This window comes from Novosphingobium fluoreni (assembly GCF_014196615.1).
In the GTDB taxonomy this organism is placed as follows: Bacteria; Pseudomonadota; Alphaproteobacteria; order Sphingomonadales; family Sphingomonadaceae; genus Novosphingobium; species Novosphingobium fluoreni.
Genome location: NZ_JACIDY010000001.1, coordinates 474,952 through 490,202, shown reverse-complemented (window position 1 = coordinate 490,202; position 15,251 = coordinate 474,952). Strand labels below are relative to the sequence as shown.

Annotated in this window: 18 protein-coding genes and 1 tRNA gene; 9 read left to right on the top strand and 10 right to left on the bottom strand. The window is 64.7% G+C overall.

Annotation, left to right across the window (positions count from 1 at the left end; all coding sequences use genetic code 11):
- Together lptC and GGR39_RS02420 are read left to right on the top strand one after the other, a co-directional pair.
- Entirely contained in the window at positions 1-648 is a 648-nt protein-coding gene (gene lptC / locus GGR39_RS02425) for an LPS export ABC transporter periplasmic protein LptC (RefSeq protein WP_183615709.1), read from the top strand.
- Complete coding sequence (locus GGR39_RS02420) at positions 645-1,160, top strand: LptA/OstA family protein (protein ID WP_183615708.1); 516 nt, start codon at positions 645-647, stop codon at positions 1,158-1,160. Before lptC ends, GGR39_RS02420 begins: the two co-directional genes overlap by 4 nt.
- 60 nt (positions 1,161-1,220) lie before the next feature.
- Here the strand turns inward: GGR39_RS02420 and GGR39_RS02415 are convergent, their stop codons facing one another.
- The 5 genes from GGR39_RS02415 to GGR39_RS02395 form a co-directional block, all read right to left on the bottom strand.
- Positions 1,221-2,621: a sugar transferase gene (locus tag GGR39_RS02415; RefSeq protein WP_183615707.1), complete on the bottom strand. Its 1,401-nt coding sequence runs from the start codon at positions 2,619-2,621 to the stop codon at positions 1,221-1,223.
- Between the two features lie 144 nt (positions 2,622-2,765).
- Entirely contained in the window at positions 2,766-3,812 is a 1,047-nt protein-coding gene (gene holA / locus GGR39_RS02410; protein ID WP_183615706.1) for a DNA polymerase III subunit delta, read from the bottom strand.
- A 22-nt stretch (positions 3,813-3,834) separates the two neighbouring features.
- Positions 3,835-4,347, bottom strand: a complete 513-nt coding sequence (gene lptE / locus GGR39_RS02405; RefSeq protein ID WP_246388191.1) for an LPS assembly lipoprotein LptE — start codon at positions 4,345-4,347, stop codon at positions 3,835-3,837.
- The gene (gene leuS / locus GGR39_RS02400) at positions 4,344-6,866 is read right to left on the bottom strand and encodes a leucine--tRNA ligase (RefSeq protein WP_183615705.1); all 2,523 of its coding nucleotides are present in this window, start codon (positions 6,864-6,866) and stop codon (positions 4,344-4,346) included. Before leuS ends, lptE begins: the two co-directional genes overlap by 4 nt.
- A gap of 151 nt (positions 6,867-7,017) precedes the next feature.
- Positions 7,018-7,470, bottom strand: coding sequence for a DUF3576 domain-containing protein (locus GGR39_RS02395; RefSeq protein WP_058735586.1), 453 nt, complete (start codon positions 7,468-7,470; stop codon positions 7,018-7,020).
- Between the two features lie 244 nt (positions 7,471-7,714).
- On the opposite strand from GGR39_RS02395, the gene GGR39_RS02390 reads away from it, so the two are divergent.
- From GGR39_RS02390 to GGR39_RS02380, 3 genes are all read left to right on the top strand, one after another.
- Entirely contained in the window at positions 7,715-8,452 is a 738-nt protein-coding gene (locus GGR39_RS02390) for a hypothetical protein (protein ID WP_183615704.1), read from the top strand.
- Between the two features lie 178 nt (positions 8,453-8,630).
- A complete protein-coding gene (gene phbB, locus GGR39_RS02385; RefSeq protein WP_058735588.1) occupies positions 8,631-9,353 on the top strand; it encodes an acetoacetyl-CoA reductase in 723 nt (240 codons plus the stop codon).
- A 113-nt stretch (positions 9,354-9,466) separates the two neighbouring features.
- Positions 9,467-9,697 carry a ribbon-helix-helix domain-containing protein gene (locus GGR39_RS02380; RefSeq protein ID WP_183615703.1) on the top strand — a complete coding sequence of 77 codons (231 nt, stop codon included), beginning with the start codon at positions 9,467-9,469 and terminating at the stop codon, positions 9,695-9,697.
- A 96-nt stretch (positions 9,698-9,793) separates the two neighbouring features.
- Here GGR39_RS02380 and GGR39_RS02375 read toward each other — a convergent pair whose 3' ends face one another.
- Both GGR39_RS02375 and murA read right to left on the bottom strand, forming a co-directional pair.
- Positions 9,794-10,027: a hypothetical protein gene (locus GGR39_RS02375; RefSeq protein ID WP_058735590.1), complete on the bottom strand. Its 234-nt coding sequence runs from the start codon at positions 10,025-10,027 to the stop codon at positions 9,794-9,796.
- A gap of 67 nt (positions 10,028-10,094) precedes the next feature.
- Entirely contained in the window at positions 10,095-11,378 is a 1,284-nt protein-coding gene (murA, locus tag GGR39_RS02370; RefSeq protein ID WP_183615702.1) for a UDP-N-acetylglucosamine 1-carboxyvinyltransferase, read from the bottom strand.
- A gap of 184 nt (positions 11,379-11,562) precedes the next feature.
- Between murA and galU the strand changes: the two genes are divergently transcribed.
- Positions 11,563-12,444, top strand: coding sequence for a UTP--glucose-1-phosphate uridylyltransferase GalU (galU, locus tag GGR39_RS02365; RefSeq protein ID WP_183615701.1), 882 nt, complete (start codon positions 11,563-11,565; stop codon positions 12,442-12,444).
- 40 nt (positions 12,445-12,484) lie between these two features.
- Here galU and GGR39_RS02360 read toward each other — a convergent pair whose 3' ends face one another.
- The 3 genes from GGR39_RS02360 to GGR39_RS02350 form a co-directional block, all read right to left on the bottom strand.
- Complete coding sequence (locus GGR39_RS02360) at positions 12,485-12,790, bottom strand: TrbC/VirB2 family protein (RefSeq protein WP_082667862.1); 306 nt, start codon at positions 12,788-12,790, stop codon at positions 12,485-12,487.
- Between the two features lie 2 nt (positions 12,791-12,792).
- Positions 12,793-13,425 carry a lytic transglycosylase domain-containing protein gene (locus tag GGR39_RS02355; protein ID WP_425490576.1) on the bottom strand — a complete coding sequence of 211 codons (633 nt, stop codon included), beginning with the start codon at positions 13,423-13,425 and terminating at the stop codon, positions 12,793-12,795.
- Positions 13,426-13,602: 177 nt separating this feature from the next.
- A tRNA-Thr gene (locus GGR39_RS02350) sits at positions 13,603-13,677 on the bottom strand.
- Positions 13,678-13,790: 113 nt separating this feature from the next.
- Here GGR39_RS02350 and GGR39_RS02345 point away from each other — a divergent pair.
- From GGR39_RS02345 to purE, 3 genes are all read left to right on the top strand, one after another.
- Positions 13,791-13,982: a hypothetical protein gene (locus tag GGR39_RS02345; RefSeq protein ID WP_246388190.1), complete on the top strand. Its 192-nt coding sequence runs from the start codon at positions 13,791-13,793 to the stop codon at positions 13,980-13,982.
- Positions 13,983-14,049: 67 nt separating this feature from the next.
- Positions 14,050-14,736: a 2,3-diphosphoglycerate-dependent phosphoglycerate mutase gene (gpmA, locus tag GGR39_RS02340; RefSeq protein ID WP_183615700.1), complete on the top strand. Its 687-nt coding sequence runs from the start codon at positions 14,050-14,052 to the stop codon at positions 14,734-14,736.
- Position 14,737: 1 nt separating this feature from the next.
- Positions 14,738-15,232 (top strand): 5-(carboxyamino)imidazole ribonucleotide mutase, encoded by a 495-nt coding sequence (purE, locus tag GGR39_RS02335; RefSeq protein ID WP_183615699.1) that lies wholly within the window; start codon positions 14,738-14,740, stop codon positions 15,230-15,232.
- Positions 15,233-15,251 lie beyond the last annotated feature (19 nt).

The following is a 15,251-nucleotide window of genomic DNA, read 5'->3' as shown; positions in this document are numbered from 1 at the left end:
ATGTCGCTCCAAGCCACCCAGATGCGTAACCGCCGCCGCCAATTCGCGGCGCCTGGCGGCTCGCATGACCGGATGATCGGTTTCCTGGGCAAGGCGCTGCCTACGGGGATCGGTCTGCTGGCGGCGATCATGATCCTGCTGCCGCTGTCACCCCGTGGCGAAATCAGTTTCCTGCTAGACCGCAACAAAGTCGCCGTCACGAACGAGCGCGTGCAGGTGGCCGATGCCGCCTATCGCGGTGCGGACGGCAAGGGGCGGCCGTTCGTCCTCACGGCCGGCAGCGCTCTGCAGCAAACCGCTGCCGTGCCGGTGGTCTCGATGAACGATCTCGTCGCCAAGCTGAACCTGACGGATGGACCGGCGGAAATCCGAGCGCCTTCGGGTGACTACAATTACAATTCCGAGAAGATCGCGGTGAACGGCCCGGTCGATTTCGCGGCGGCCGATGGCTACCGGATGCGCACGCAGAACGTGGCGGTGGATATCAAGAGCCAGAACGCGGTCGGCTCCGGCGGAGTATCCGGCACCGTCCCGACCGGCACGTTCCGGGCAGACAACATCGTCGCCAACCTGGAAGATCGTACCGTAACGCTGCAAGGCAACGCCCGGCTGAGGATGACGCCCGGCAAGATGAGGATCCCTAAATGACGGCCACCCGCAAGCGCAACGCGGTCCTGCTGAGCGCGGCGACTGCCCTGGGCGCGGCCTCTTTCGGGCTCATCGCCCCGCCCCGCGTCGATGCACAGGCTCTTTCGGGCCACAACAGCAATGCGCCGGTGGATTATGCCGCTGACCGTATCGAGCTGCAGGACAAGCAGAACCGCGTCGTGCTTTCCGGCAATGTCGATGTGAAGCAGGCCGAGCTGCGCCTGCGCGCCGCGCGCACTGTGGTGGATTTCACCAATGCCGGCTCGATGCAAATCCAGCGGATCACCGCGACCGGGGGCGTCACCGTTAACCGCAATGATGAGATCGCGACCGGCGACGTTGGCATTTACGACTTCAACCGGCGGGTGATCACCATGGTCGGCAACGCCTCGCTGAAGCGTGGCGGCGGAGATACCCTGCGCGGCAATCGCTTTGTCGTGGACCTGAACAGCGGCGTCTCCTCCGCCGAGGGCCGCGTGACGGGCACGTTCTCGGTTCCCAAGAAGAACTGAGGGCGGCCGTTTGCGGGTGGGGAACCCGCTTGGTAGCAGCGTTACCCGAACTTCCGGCGCTCAGAATGCCCGGTCGTGCACCAGTACGCGCAAGGTCAGGAAGATGATCTTGATATCGCGCAGGATCGTCCAGCCTTCGAGATATTCGAGGTCTGACTGCAGGCGCGAAACCAGATCCGATTCCTTCTCGGTCGCCCCGCGAAAACCACGTACTTGGGCCAGACCACTGAGACCGGGCTTCAAGCTGTGGCGCTGCCAATAGCGCAAGTCGACTTCCCAGAAGAGCTTTGATCCGGCTTGCGAGCCGATCGCATGCGGACGCGGGCCAACCAGGCTCATGTCCCCCAGCAGCACATTGAACAACTGCGGCAGTTCGTCGATCGAGGTGGAGCGGATGAACTTGCCGATCCGGGTGATGCGCTGGTCGTTCTTCGAGGCTGAAACGTTGCCCTCCGTGTCGCAGAGGGCCACCGTCATCGAGCGGAACTTGTACATGTTGAAGAAGCGGTTGCCCCGACCCATGCGGCGCTGCACGAAGAACACCGGCCCGCCGTCCTGCAGCTTAATAGCAATGGCAACCGTGACCAGCAGGGGCGAAAGGAAGAAGATCGCGGTGCCAGCAAAGGACATGTCCAGCAGCCGCTTGACGATCCGATCACGCAGCCCCAGCGGACCTGCAGAGACGAGCAACAGGCCGTGCCCGGCCTTGACCCGGGCGCCTTGTGCGCCAAGCCTGGCAACCTCGTCGTCCAGCACCTCGCCGTCGACGTTTGCGCCCTTCAGCATCATCGCCCAATCCGCCCGGCGAGCGGCGGGGCAGCTTACGATCACGCGGTCGATATTGCGCAAGACCAGGCCGATGCGATCCAGGGCATGGGGATCGTTCAAGTTGGGCTTCAGGCCCATCGCACTGGCGGAAATCCGGATCGCGCCGGGAAAATCGACACGCGGCCCGCCATCGTCGATCACTAGTTCGTTGTACGGATTGGTCCCGCAGCGCCACCGCGCGAAGCTGCGCATCTGGAGCCGCCCCCAGACCAGCAGCAGGACCGTGCAGATGGTGCCCGTGCCAAAGCCGAGGCGCGAAAAGTCGGAGGAGGCCTTGGCGAAGAAGGCAATGAAGACCACCGCCGCGACCGACAGCACCAATGCCGCTTGCGATCGAAAAATGCCGCGCCAAGGATCCCGCAGCGCCTCTACCGAATAAGAGCCGTTATAAAGCGCGATCGTCAAAAAGATCGGCAGCAATATTTCGCTCTGGATGAGTGCGTCGGCCCCGCCTTGAATCCCTGCGAACAGATATCCGGCAATGCCGAAGCCAGCGAAGATGACGACGATGTCACCCGCCATCATGAAAAGGTAGGACTGCAACCGCCGCCGCTCCAGCGACGGGGCGACGATGAGGTTTTCCGGGACGGCTTCCACACCCGCTAGCGGGCGCACGGCAAACGGCGCATTCATACGCTTACGGCTCCCTGATCCTGCATCTTCGCGCAGCGCCGTCATCTTCGTCCGTCTGACCAAGGCAGCACTGCTATGTTGCAGTGCAATACGTATAGTACCCTAGCAAATGTGACGCAATCATCAATGAGAATAAAAGCGCGCCTACGCTGTCTTTCGTACCAATTCGGAACCGGCGATGCGGCAAAAGGCCGCAAGTTCCTGCGAAAGCAGAAGTTCGGCGTCGATACTGTTACCCAGCATGGCTTGGTGAAGACTCATTAAGCGTTGCGCCAGACGCTCTAGCCGCGGTCCCCGCCACGCTCGCAGTTGCTCACCGAGTACCGCCTTGTCTCGCCAGAAAATGCGACGTGCGTTTGCCTCGGCATCTAGGAATTGCGCCATCCCCTGTCCCGGCGAGATTCGCGAGGCCAAAGCGGCAAGCTGTGCCGTGCGTCTCTCCAATGCCAGCAGCAGCCCGACCGGCGAGATCTGCATCGCGCGCAATCGCGCCAGTTCCGGTGCCAGCCGCTCACGCCGACCGCCGAGGACGGCATCGACAAGCGGGCCAAAGTCATCATCCGATGTCTGCGCACCGATCGCATCGAGGTCGGCCGCCGTCACCGTGCGGGGGCTTTCAGGCGCGGCATCGCAATAGAGCGCGAGCTTTTCGATCTCCGACCGGGCGAGGCGCGTATCGAGCCCGGCCCCGCGCGCGATTCGCTCGGCAAGATCGCTGCTCAGCCTCAGTCCCGCGGCTCCGGCCTGGGTCCGCACCACCCCTGTGACGGAGGCGAGATCGGGCGCATGGAACATTCCCACCAAGGCGTCCGGTCGAGGCGCAAGGAGCTTGGCGGTTCGGGACTTGTCCGAAGCGCCGGTGGCGACGATCAGCACCGGGCACGGATCGCCATCCGCATCGAGCAGGTTGGCCACGGCATCGTGCGCTTCGTCCCCGGCGGCGCGTACCCAGATGTGGCGTGTGCCGCCAAACAGAGAGGTGGAACGCGCCTCGTCGCCCAGCCGCACCGGATCCTTGCGCAGTTCGGCGCCGGAGAACTCGATCCGCTCCCCGGCATCGGGCAGCAGGCCAACGATCCGCGCCGCTGCATCGGCCGCCCCCGCCTCGTCCGGGCCGCAGAAGAAGAAGACGCGCGCATTCGCCGCCGCTTTTGCTGCCAGCGAGCCGAAGTCCTTCTGGGTCGCTTTCATCGGCTGCTCACCCCTTCGCGCCTCAGCGCGGCTGCGCCGGATCCTTGCGAAGCTGGATGGCGACGTTCGTGACGATGCGCTCGGCAATGTCCTTCGCCAGATTCTCCAACGCGGTCTGTTCGGCGGCGACGGTGGCGTAATCGGAAGAGATCACGTCAATACCCGCGTCGGACCCGGCGGTGGCGTCCAGAACGATATTGTCGCTGGCAAGGTCGACCAACTGATATCGGGCGCGCAACGTGCGGCGTTCACGGCTGACGGTGTCATCGCTCAACAGACCGAAGGATTCGAGTTTATCATCCAGCCGCACGTCCAGGCGGTAGCGCGGCGCGGTGTTGCCGCTGGCGGATAGCTTATCTGTCAGGGCATTGCGGACCAGCCAACCGGCCCGCCCTTCGATCGCGGCGACTTGCACGCCGGCGAGACCACGCGCCACCGTCCCGTTGCCGCCGCCGGCATACATCGGTTGCAAGCCGCATCCCGACAGCAGAACGCCGGCGATCAGCGCGGCGGCGAAGGCAAAGGTTCGCGTCATGCGACCAGGTTGACCAGACGGTCAGGCACCACGATGATTTTCCTTACTTCGGCCCCGTCCAGCGCACGCTGCACCTTGTCGCTGGCGAGCGCAAGCGCCTCCAGCTCCTCCTTGGCGGTGCCCTTGGCGACGGTCAGGGTATCGCGCAGCTTGCCCTTCACCTGCACGGCGATGGTCACCTCATCCTCCACCAGCAGGGCGGGATCGACGGCGGGCCAGGCCGCGAGCGAGACAAGATCGTCTCCGATCGTCGACCAGGCTTCTTCGGCCAGATGCGGCATCATCGGCGCGACCAGCAGCAGGATCGTGCGGATCGCGGCAGAGCGGCTGGCGGAGGGCTGCGCCTTCTCCACCGCGCTGGTCAGTTCGTAGATGCGCGCTACAGCCTTGTTGAACGAAAGCGCCTCGATGTCCTGCGCGACGGCGGCGACCGTCTGGTCGCGCTTGCGGTCGATCGCCTTGTCTTCGCCGGTGGTGGCGGCATCAAACTGCGCGAACAGGCGCCATAGCCGCTGGACGAAGCGCCAGCAGCCCTCGATGCCCGCTTCGGACCACGGCAGATCACGCTCGGGCGGGCTGTCGGACAGCATGAACCAGCGGATCGCATCGGCGCCGTACGTCGCGACGATCGCGTCGGGATCGACGACGTTCTTCTTCGATTTCGACATCTTGATGACGCGGCCGATCTCGACCGGCGCGCCATCGGCTTTCAGCTTGGCCGATTCGCCACCGCGCTCGATCTCGGTCGGGGCGAAATAGACCGGCTGGCCATTGGCGTTGTCGATGCGGAGATAGGTCTCGTGCGTCACCATGCCTTGCGTGAACAGGCTGGCGAAAGGCTCCTTCACGTCGATCATGCCGATCCGGGCCAGCGCGCGGGTCCAGAAACGGGCATAGAGCAAGTGCAGGATCGCGTGTTCGATACCGCCGATGTACTGCTCGACCGGCAGCCACTTGGCGATCGCCTCGCGGTCGAACGGCTTGTCCGCCGGCTGGCTGGCGAAGCGCAGGAAATACCATGACGAATCGACGAAAGTGTCGAGCGTATCGGTTTCACGCACCGCGGGCTTGCCGCATTGGGGGCAGTCGACGTACTTCCACGTGGCATGCCGCACCAGCGGATTGCCCGGCGTCTGGAAATCGACATCCTCGGGCAGCACAACCGGCAGCTGGTCCTTAGGGACCGGCACGACGCCGCAGGCCTCGCAGTGGATGAAGGGGATCGGCGTGCCCCAATAGCGCTGGCGGCTGACGCCCCAGTCGCGCAGGCGCCACACCGTCTTGCCCTCACCCCAGCCTTCGCTTTCGGCACGGGCGATGACGGCGGCCTTGGCATCAGTGACGCTTTGGCCGTTCAGGAAGTCGGAGTTGACGAGCACGCCGTCGCCCGCCTCGGCTTCGCCTTGGAATGGCGCACCGGCATCGGCGGGGTCGGTGGCGACAACCCGCGCGATCGGCAGGCCGTACTTGGTCGAGAATTCGAAGTCGCGCTGGTCGTGGCCCGGAACGCCCATCACCGCGCCAGTGCCGTAGTCCATCAGCACGAAGTTTGCGATCCACACCGGCAGATCCGCGCCGGTGAAGGGATGCTTCACCTTGAGACCGGTATCGAAGCCCAGCTTTTCGGCCGTTTCCAGCTCGGCAGCGGTAGTGCCGCCCTGCTTGCACAGCGCGATGAAGGCCTGCGCCTCAGCCGAATCGGCCGCGACGGCTTGGGCTACCGGATGCTCGGCGGCGACCGCGACGAAGCTCGCGCCAAAGATCGTGTCGGGGCGAGTCGAATAGACTTCGATCTCGTCAAAGAAGTTGATCGGCTTGAACCGGAACTGCAGCCCGCGTGACTTGCCGATCCAGTTCTCCTGCATCAGCTTCACCTTATCGGGCCAATGCTCAAGCCCCTGCACGCCTTCGAGCAGCTCCTCGGCAAAGTCGGTGATCTTGAGGAACCACTGGGAGAGCTTGCGCTTCTCAACCAGCGCGCCGGAGCGCCAGCCGCGCCCGTCGATCACCTGCTCGTTGGCGAGCACGGTCTGGTCGATCGGGTCCCAGTTGACCGAGCTTTCCTTGCGATAGACCAGGCCCGCCGCGTAGAGATCGAGGAACAGCGCCTGTTCGTGGCCGTAGTAGTCCGGCTCGCACGTCGCCAGTTCGCGGCTCCAGTCAAGCGCGAAGCCCAGGCGCTTAAGCTGGGCCTTCATGTTGGCGATATTCTCACGCGTCCAGCCGCCGGGGTGGACGCCCTTTTCCATCGCCGCGTTTTCAGCCGGCATTCCGAACGCGTCCCAACCCATCGGGTGGAGCACTTCGTGGCCGGTCATGCGCTTGTAGCGGGCCAGCACGTCACCCATCGTGTAGTTGCGCACGTGGCCGATGTGGATCCGGCCCGAGGGATAAGGGAACATCTCCAGCACGTAGCTTCGCGGCTTGGTGCTGGCATCATCGGCGGTGAAGCAGGCGCGCTCATCCCACACACGCTGCCAGCGCGTGTCGGCGGTGGCGGGATCGAACCGCTCGGTCATGTTTGCAGGTCTCCAGCGGGCATCGGCGCCACTTACACAGCTTCGTCATCCCCCGCAAAAGCGGGAATCCATCTCCAGGTGGTTCGGCTTTACGCAACGTCAGGAGATGGATGCCCGCTTTCGCGGGCATGACGAAGGTATGGCTGGATCGTCAGCCGACCGAGTTGCGCCTCAAGTCACGAGCGCGGGTGAGGATGATATCCTCCAGCTTCTGCACGGTGGCGGCCTGCACGGGCGCTGCCACCCAGCCACCGCCCTGCTGCACTTCGCGGCTGGCCACGACACGCAGCGCATCGGCGCGCAAGTCCGCATCGAGGATAGTCACCGACACCTTCATCCGCTCGGACGGGTTCTTCGGGTTTGAATACCAATCGGTGACGATGACGCCGCCGTTGCTGTCCGTCTGCAGCAGCGGCATGAACGACAGCGCGTCCAGGCTGGCGCGCCACAAGTAGCTGTTAACGCCGATCGTGGTGACCTGCGTGGGGGCGATTTCCGCACGGACTTCCTTCTTGCCGCCGCAAGCGCCAAGCGCCAGGACGAGCGCCAGGCCAAGGCCGGCGCGGGAAAGAGCGCGTGATCTATCGTCGGTGCGGGCTGTCATCGTCGTACCCAGTTCCTGATTCCCATGCGGAAGAAGTGGCCGCGAAAGCGCGGCACCCGCTACCCACCGCCTCTATCGCCGCCACGCCCGCGCGGCAAGTGGGCCGTGGCCCGCATGCGTCGGCCTGCGGGCCATGCCCCTGTTCGCCCGGATCAGGCTGTGTTAAAACTAAAGCGATAAAAGATGCGGCAGTGGCGCAATCACCTGCGCCAGGCTGCCCGCAGGGAGTGACAAGGTAAAGCGCATGTCAGTTGAACGCGAACGCAAGGGTGGAGCGACCACGTCGCTGCTGCTGGCCGGGGCGGTTTCGCTTCTGGCGCTGCCCAGCGCCGTGCTGGCATTCACCGCCAACTTCACGAACCACCAGGCGCTTACCGCTGTGGAGACCGGCGCCGAAGCGCCTGCTCCTGCCGGCTTGTCCCGCATCCTGGCGATACGGTCACTCGCCAAGGGGCAACTGTTTCCCTTCACGCCCGCCGGTGCTCCCGAAGAGGCAGAGCGACCGGTTACGGTGGCGGTGCGGGTCGATCCAGCAGCCGCACAGGCCATCACCGTGCGCGGGCGGACGCTGGCGAAGTCTGACAGTGACCTGCGGATCGCCCCCACCGGCTTCAGCCTTGGCATTTCGCGCGGCTATCGCAATTTCGCCCAGGACATCGCGCAGCAGACGGTGACGCCGAAGCCTTCGGCCGATCTGACCGACGTGCGCAAATACAGCCTGGCCCCGGCGCGTGGCAATTCGGAGGGATCGCGCTTCTCACCGCGTATTTTCATGGAGCAGAACGCACCCCCGGGCCGCGCGCCCCGCACTTTCGCCGCGGACGGCAGCGAAGTGGATGTAGGCGGTGCCTATCGCGTCACCCGCAATCTGAACGTCACTGCCGGGGTCCGCTATTCGCAGGAGCGTGAGCGGTTGACGACGCTGACGGACGGCGCGCAGGATAATCAGGCGGTTTACGTAGGCACGCAATTCAGCTTCTGATTCGCGTACTGTTCGATCGACCCCGTTGTTACAGCCCGATGATCTTGGGGCGCGAATTGCGCTCAGGCGTGTGCAGAATATGCAATCGATACTCAATCAAATCATCATTCGATAACTTGTGCTTACCCGGCGCTGCCCGTAGCAATGAGGCCGAGAGGATGACGGCGAGGACATCTTAATGGCACGTGTTGCAATAGTTACCGGCGGCACCCGGGGTATCGGGGCAGCCATCTCACTCGCACTGAAGGAGCGCGGCCATACAGTCGTCGCCAACTATGCCGGGAATGAGGAAAAGGCGAAGGCCTTCACCGACGAAACCGGTATTCCGGCCTACAAGTGGGACGTGGGCGACCATGAGGCCTGCCTGGTAGGCTGCCAGCAGGTCGAGGCCGATGTCGGCCCGATCGATATCGTGGTCAACAATGCCGGCATCACCCGCGACGGCACGCTGCATCGCATGACCTTCGACGACTGGAACGAAGTGATGCGCATCAACCTGGGCGGCTGCTTCAACATGGCCAAGGCTACGTTCGGCGGCATGCGCGATCGCGGTTGGGGCCGGATCATCAACATCGGCTCGATCAATGGCCAAGCCGGCCAATACGGCCAGGTCAACTACGCGGCGGCGAAGTCCGGCATCCACGGCTTCACCAAGGCGCTGGCGCAGGAAGGCGCGAAGTTCGGCGTTCTGGTCAACGCGATCGCCCCTGGCTACATCGATACCGACATGGTGGCGGCCGTGCCTGAGCCGGTGCTGGAAAAGATTGTCGCCAAGATTCCGGTGGGACGCTTGGGCAATGCCTATGAGATCGCGCGCGGCGTGGCGTTCCTCGCCAGCGACAATGCCGGCTTCGTGACCGGATCGACGCTGAGCATCAATGGCGGCCAGCACATGTACTGACAGATCGCGGGCGGGGCGGCGGACTTCAGGTTCGCCGAACCCGCCCCCGGTCACGGCGGCACTGAGCCGTCACACGGCTGTTATCTCGGCACGGTTTTTGATACCGCCGAAGCATGGCGGTCCCATTCCATCCTCCGGTCAAACGCTCGGTGGAGATCGCCGGTCATAAGACCTCGATCAGTCTGGAGCCGGTGTTCTGGGACATGCTGAAGGCGCGCGCTGCTGCTGAGGGCGTGCCGATCAACGCTCTAGTCGCACGGATCGACGCGGAACGGCTGGAAGCCGAAAATCCCCCCGGCCTCGCAGGCGCGATCCGGGTGTGGCTCGTTTCTACAACAGCGTGATGGCGGCCCGCCCCCGCCGGGTGGATGGGCGATCACGACCATGGAAAAAAGGCGGCGGATTTCTCCGCCACCTTTTATCGTTCGAGCGCCCATTCCTCAATAGTGCGACGGCGGATCGCTGGCCGGAAAGCTTTCATCACTGGCTTCGTCCACCCGGTTCCAGGTGCGCGGGGCGTTCGACATCTCGGCTGTGCCGGCGTCACGCACGCGCTGGAAACTCCGATTCCCGCTCGTCGACCCTGCCAGAGTAGCCTGGCCTTCGTCTCGCGTGGCGTATTTGTAGAGCGCGTAGCCAGCGGCACCGGCGACGGCCAACCTGATCAAACCCATGGTGTCTGCTCCTCTCGCATTACGTTCCATCCAACGCGCGAGGAGCGCCTTGTGTTGCCGAATGTTTCTACTCCCCGCCGACCCTTTCGACCTGCGCGCCGAGCAGCGAGAGCTTTTCTTCCAGGCGCTCATAACCCCGATCAAGATGATAGAGCCGGTGGACTTGCGTTTCCCCTTCGGCGGCAAGGCCGGCGATCACCAGGCTCATCGACGCTCGCAGATCCGTCGCCATCACTTCAGCGCCGTAGAGCTTGCCCACGCCGTGGACGATCGCGGTGCGGCCCGAGGTTTCGATCCGGGCGCCCATGCGGTTCAGCTCCGGCACGTGCATGTAGCGATTCTCGAAGATCGTCTCGGTCAGGACGCTGGAACCCTCCGCCAGGCAGAGCAGCGCCATCAATTGCGCCTGCATGTCGGTGGCGAAACCGGGATAAGGCGCGGTGGCCAGCGTCACGGCGCGCAACTTGCCATCCGATGCCACATGCAGGCCGTCGGCCCTTGGTTCGACATGAACACCGGCGCTGCGCAGCGCCTGGATCGTGGCGTCCATTTCCTCGATACGCGTGCCCGTCAACGTCACCTCGCCACCGGTGATAGCCGCGGCGCAGGCATAGCTGCCGGCCTCGATACGGTCCGGCATGACGCGATATGTGGCGCCATGAAGCCGGGGAACGCCGTGGATGGTCAGGTCACTGCTGCCGATCCCCTCGATCTGCGCGCCCATCGCCACCAGCAGGTTGCACAAGTCGACAATCTCGGGCTCGCGCGCGGCGTTGTGCAGCGTCGATTTGCCTCGCGCGGTGGCCGCCGCCATCAGCGCGTTCTCGGTCGCGCCGACAGACACCACCGGGAAGGAATAGCGTCCGCCGGGCAGCCCGCCGTCCGGCGCGATCGCGCGCACATAGCCCGCCGCCATCTCGATCGTCGCGCCCAGCGCTTCCAACGCCTTCAAGTGCAGGTCGATGGGGCGATTGCCGATGGCGCAACCACCGGGCAGCGACACCGTCGCCTCACCCATGCGCGCCAGCATCGGGCCCAGCACCAGGATCGAGGCGCGCATCTTGCGCACCAGTTCATAAGGCGCGACCGAACTGGTGATGCGCGTCGCGGCCAGCGTCATCACCCGGCCAAAGTCCTCCGGCCGCGATCCGGCGATCGTGGTGGAGATGCCGAACTGATTCATCAGATGCTGGAAACCGTCGATATCGGCCAGACGCGGCAGGTTGCGCAGGGTCAGCGGCTCATCCGTCAGCAGCGCGCATGGCAACAGGGTGAGCGCGGCGTTCTTTGCGCCGGAAACGGGGATGGTACCGAAAAGGCGCTGGCCGCCCTGGATGATGATCTTGTCCATCACGGCGCTTTAGCGAGTTTGCGGCCAGCGGCAAGCGAGCGCCGCCGCCACATACCCTCCTTCCAAAACGGATGAGCGGATGCGGGCTTCACGTGATTGCAACCATCGTCTGCAAGCGATTGCCCTGCTAGGGCGAAGCCGCCTACACTGCGATGCAGCATCAACCAGGGGGATTGATCCGCCAATGTCCGAGAACACCTTTCGCAAGCCCGTTCGAAAAGCCGTCTTCCCGGTGGCGGGCCTGGGCACGCGTTTCTTGCCCGCGACCAAGGCGATCCCCAAGGAGCTGCTGCCGATCGTCGATCGCCCGCTGATCCAATACGCCGTCGACGAGGCGCGCGAGGCGGGGATCGAGGAATTCGTGTTCGTCACCGGGCGCGGCAAGACCGCGATCGTTGAGCATTTCGACACCGCGTACGAGTTGGAAGCGACGATGACCGGGCGCGGCAAGTCGCTGGAGCCGCTGGACGCCACGCGGATGAAGCCGGGCAACCTCACCACCGTGCGCCAGCAAGTGCCGCTTGGCCTGGGCCACGCCGTGTGGTGCGCCCGTGCCGTCGTGGGGGATGAGCCTTTCGCGATCTTCCTGCCCGACGAGCTGATGTACGGCTCGCCCGGCTGCATGGCCCAGATGATCGAGGCGTACAATCAAGTGGGCGGCAACCTGGTGTCAGTGCTGGAAGTGCCGCGAGAGGAAGTCTCCAGCTATGGCGTGATCGCGCCGGGCAAGAGCTCTGGTGCCTTGACCGAGGTGAAGGGCCTTGTCGAAAAGCCCAAGGTGGAAGACGCGCCGTCCAACCTTATCGTCTCGGGCCGCTATATTCTTCAGCCCGAGGTGATGGATCTCCTGGCCACACAGGAAAAGGGCGCGGGCGGAGAGATCCAGCTGACCGATTCGATGGCCAAGCTGATCGATACGCAGCCGTTCCACGCGGTCACCTTTCAGGGCCGCCGATTCGATTGCGGCTCGAAGCTGGGCTTCGTCGAGGCGACGTTGGCCATCGCGCTCGATCGCCCCGACATGGGCGAAGACGTGCGCAAGATCGCAGCCAAGCTGCTGGGTTGAAACAGATATCGACCCGGGCCTGGCCCGGGTCGTACTGAAATCATCCGCCTACAGCGGCGGACTGAATGCCCGAGACGATCGCGCCGGCACCAAACAGAATGAACACGCCGATGATCACGGTTGCGCCAAAGCGCCAGTTCATCCGCCCGGTCAGCATCATGAAGCCTACGGCCGCCACCGCCATCACCGCCACGGCGGTAGCGACATTGCCCAGCAAAGTGCCCTGAAGCCAGCCCAGCGCGGCCACGATCGGACCGCTGCCGGCGGGATCGCGCGTCACCGTCTGCGCCAGGGCGGCTTGCGGCAGCGCGAAAAGCGCCGTCAGCGCCAGGAAGATGCGACGCACGCTCACTTGCGCACCGGGTCGGTCAGATGGGACATGATCGAAGCGACGTACATCTGGGTCTCCCGAATGGCCGGCACGCCGCCCGCCTTCTGCACACGCGCCGGGCCTGCGTTATAAGCCGCCAGCGCGCGTTCGATATCACCACCGAAGGCATCGAGCTGCATCCGCAGATAGCGCGCTCCGCCTTCCAGGTTGGCCATGGGATCGGCCGGGTCCACGCCCAACTGCCGCGCCGTGCCCGGCATCAACTGCGCCAAGCCGCGCGCGCCCACCGGCGAAATCGCGGCGACGTTCCAGCGGCTTTCCTGCCAGACCACCGCTTCCAGCAAGGTCGGGCTGATGTCGTACTTTTCTGCCAGCTCGGCCACGCGGGCGCGGAATCGCTCTGGCCCGGCGGCATCGGCAACACTGGTGAACGAGGCGGGATGCAAGCCACTGCCGTCAGGCGCGATCTCCGCGACCTCATCCTGCACGGTTTCCATGCCAGCCGGCGTAAAGGTGGCCGGACCACCCGCGACCCAGCGCGCACCTTGGGATTCTATCTGCAACACGTCCGCGCAGGCCGCCACCGGGAGCGCCGCCATCGCCACGCCAATGCCAAGCGCCAGGACTTCACCGATCTTCACTGCCAGGATTCCCCAATCCGCATCGTGTGTAGCGGCTGTACCGCAGCCACGCCTTGCCACTCAAGCTGCTAACACCGCGTTGCCAGGCCCATCCGCCACAATACGGCGTAACACCGCCGGGCGCTGATGCACCACATTCGTGACGGAGATATGACGAGAGCGATATGCGGCCTGAAACGGCCGGAATGGTGCTGCTGGGGAGGATTGAACTCCCGACCTCGTCATTACCAATGACGCGCTCTACCACTGAGCTACAGCAGCGTGCATCCGGACAAACGGTCCGGTCGCCGGGCAGAGGCGCGCTTTGTCGGCGTGGGCCGGAAATGTCAAGCGCGGCTTTACGGTGCGGGTTGAACTCGCCCGGTGGCGGCGGCATGAACATCGGCATGGTCAAGACCACCGATCCTGCCGCTCGCAAAGCGCGCCTTGCCGCCAAGCTGCGCGAGAACCTGCACCGTCGCAAGGCACAGGCCCGTGCCCTGGATGGGTCACCGCCGCATGATCATTGCGCGATCGCGGCTAAAAACGAATCGGATGCTCTTCCCAACCTGCCCTCGGAAAGCTAGGGCCGCCCCGTTACAGCACTTTGTCCGGGCCGGTTCCATGGCCCGCCACGCCAAGGAGCATGCCCCCTTGCCTCGTCTGATCCTCGTCCGCCACGGCCAGAGCCAGTGGAACCTCGAGAACCGCTTCACCGGATGGTGGGATGTGGGCCTGACCGAAAAGGGTGAGGCAGAGGCCCGCGCTGCCGGCGCGCTGCTCAAGGAAAAGGGCATCCTGCCCACCGTGGCCTTTACCTCGCTGCAGACCCGCGCGATCAAGACCCTGCATCTGGCGTTGGAAGCCGCCGGCCTGCTGTGGATTCCTGAGACCAAGGACTGGCGCTTGAACGAGCGACACTACGGCGGCCTCACCGGGCTCGACAAGGCCGAAACCGCCGCCAAGCACGGCGATGACCAAGTAAAGATCTGGCGCCGCAGCTTCGACATTCCGCCGCCGGTGCTGGACGCCGGGTCGGAATTCGATCTGAACGCCGATGCCCGTTACGCCGGCATTCCAATACCCAATACCGAGAGCCTGAAGGACACGATCGCCCGCGTCCTGCCCTATTATCAGGGCTCGATCGTGCCGCACCTGAAGGCGGGTGCGACTGTGCTGGTCGCCGCGCACGGCAATTCACTGCGTGCGCTGGTGAAGCATCTGTCGGGCATCTCTGACGAAGAGATCACCGGGCTGGAAATCCCCACCGGCCAACCGATCATCTACGACCTCGCCGCCGATCTTGCGGTGCAGGACCGCTACTACCTCTCGGAGCGGTGAGATGAGTGAGCCGATCGTTGCCCCGCCGGTCGCGATCGTGATGGGCAGCCAGTCCGACTGGCCCACCATGCAGCGCGCCGCGGAGATGCTGGACAAGCTGAGCGTTGCCTACGATGCGCGGATCGTCTCGGCCCACCGCACGCCTGATCGCCTGGTGAGCTTCGCCAAGGGCGCGGCGGACGAGGGCTTCAAGGTGATTATCGCCGGAGCGGGCGGCGCGGCCCATCTGCCTGGCATGGTCGCCAGTATGACCCACTTGCCGGTGCTGGGCGTGCCGGTGCAATCCAAGGCGCTTTCCGGGCAGGACAGCTTGTTGTCGATCGTGCAGATGCCTGCCGGAATTCCCGTCGGCACGCTGGCCATCGGCGAAGCGGGCGCGGCCAACGCCGGGCTCATGGCCGCAGCGATCCTCGCCATCAGTGACGCTGGCCTGGCCGATCGGCTCAAGGCCCTGCGCGCCGAGCAGACTGCCGCCGTCGCCGAGCGGCCGGCTTGAGCGATGGCGTCTGTTACCC

Excerpts from the sequence above, each read along its gene's own strand:
- lptC (WP_183615709.1), top strand. The coding sequence starts at position 1 with ATGTCGCTCCAAGCCACCCAGATGCGTAACCGCCGCCGCCAATTCGCG.
- GGR39_RS02390 (WP_183615704.1), top strand. The coding sequence starts at position 7,715 with ATGTCAGTTGAACGCGAACGCAAGGGTGGAGCGACCACGTCGCTGCTG.
- GGR39_RS02380 (WP_183615703.1), top strand. The coding sequence starts at position 9,467 with ATGGCGGTCCCATTCCATCCTCCGGTCAAACGCTCGGTGGAGATCGCC.
- holA (WP_183615706.1), bottom strand. The coding sequence starts at position 3,812 with ATGAAAGCGACCCAGAAGGACTTCGGCTCGCTGGCAGCAAAAGCGGCG.
- galU (WP_183615701.1), top strand. The coding sequence starts at position 11,563 with ATGTCCGAGAACACCTTTCGCAAGCCCGTTCGAAAAGCCGTCTTCCCG.
- GGR39_RS02375 (WP_058735590.1), bottom strand. The coding sequence starts at position 10,027 with ATGGGTTTGATCAGGTTGGCCGTCGCCGGTGCCGCTGGCTACGCGCTC.
- purE (WP_183615699.1), top strand. The coding sequence starts at position 14,738 with ATGAGTGAGCCGATCGTTGCCCCGCCGGTCGCGATCGTGATGGGCAGC.
- GGR39_RS02395 (WP_058735586.1), bottom strand. The coding sequence starts at position 7,470 with ATGACAGCCCGCACCGACGATAGATCACGCGCTCTTTCCCGCGCCGGC.
- GGR39_RS02420 (WP_183615708.1), top strand. The coding sequence starts at position 645 with ATGACGGCCACCCGCAAGCGCAACGCGGTCCTGCTGAGCGCGGCGACT.
- murA (WP_183615702.1), bottom strand. The coding sequence starts at position 11,378 with ATGGACAAGATCATCATCCAGGGCGGCCAGCGCCTTTTCGGTACCATC.
- lptE (WP_246388191.1), bottom strand. The coding sequence starts at position 4,347 with ATGACGCGAACCTTTGCCTTCGCCGCCGCGCTGATCGCCGGCGTTCTG.
- GGR39_RS02345 (WP_246388190.1), top strand. The coding sequence starts at position 13,791 with ATGAACATCGGCATGGTCAAGACCACCGATCCTGCCGCTCGCAAAGCG.
- phbB (WP_058735588.1), top strand. The coding sequence starts at position 8,631 with ATGGCACGTGTTGCAATAGTTACCGGCGGCACCCGGGGTATCGGGGCA.
- GGR39_RS02415 (WP_183615707.1), bottom strand. The coding sequence starts at position 2,621 with ATGAATGCGCCGTTTGCCGTGCGCCCGCTAGCGGGTGTGGAAGCCGTC.
- leuS (WP_183615705.1), bottom strand. The coding sequence starts at position 6,866 with ATGACCGAGCGGTTCGATCCCGCCACCGCCGACACGCGCTGGCAGCGT.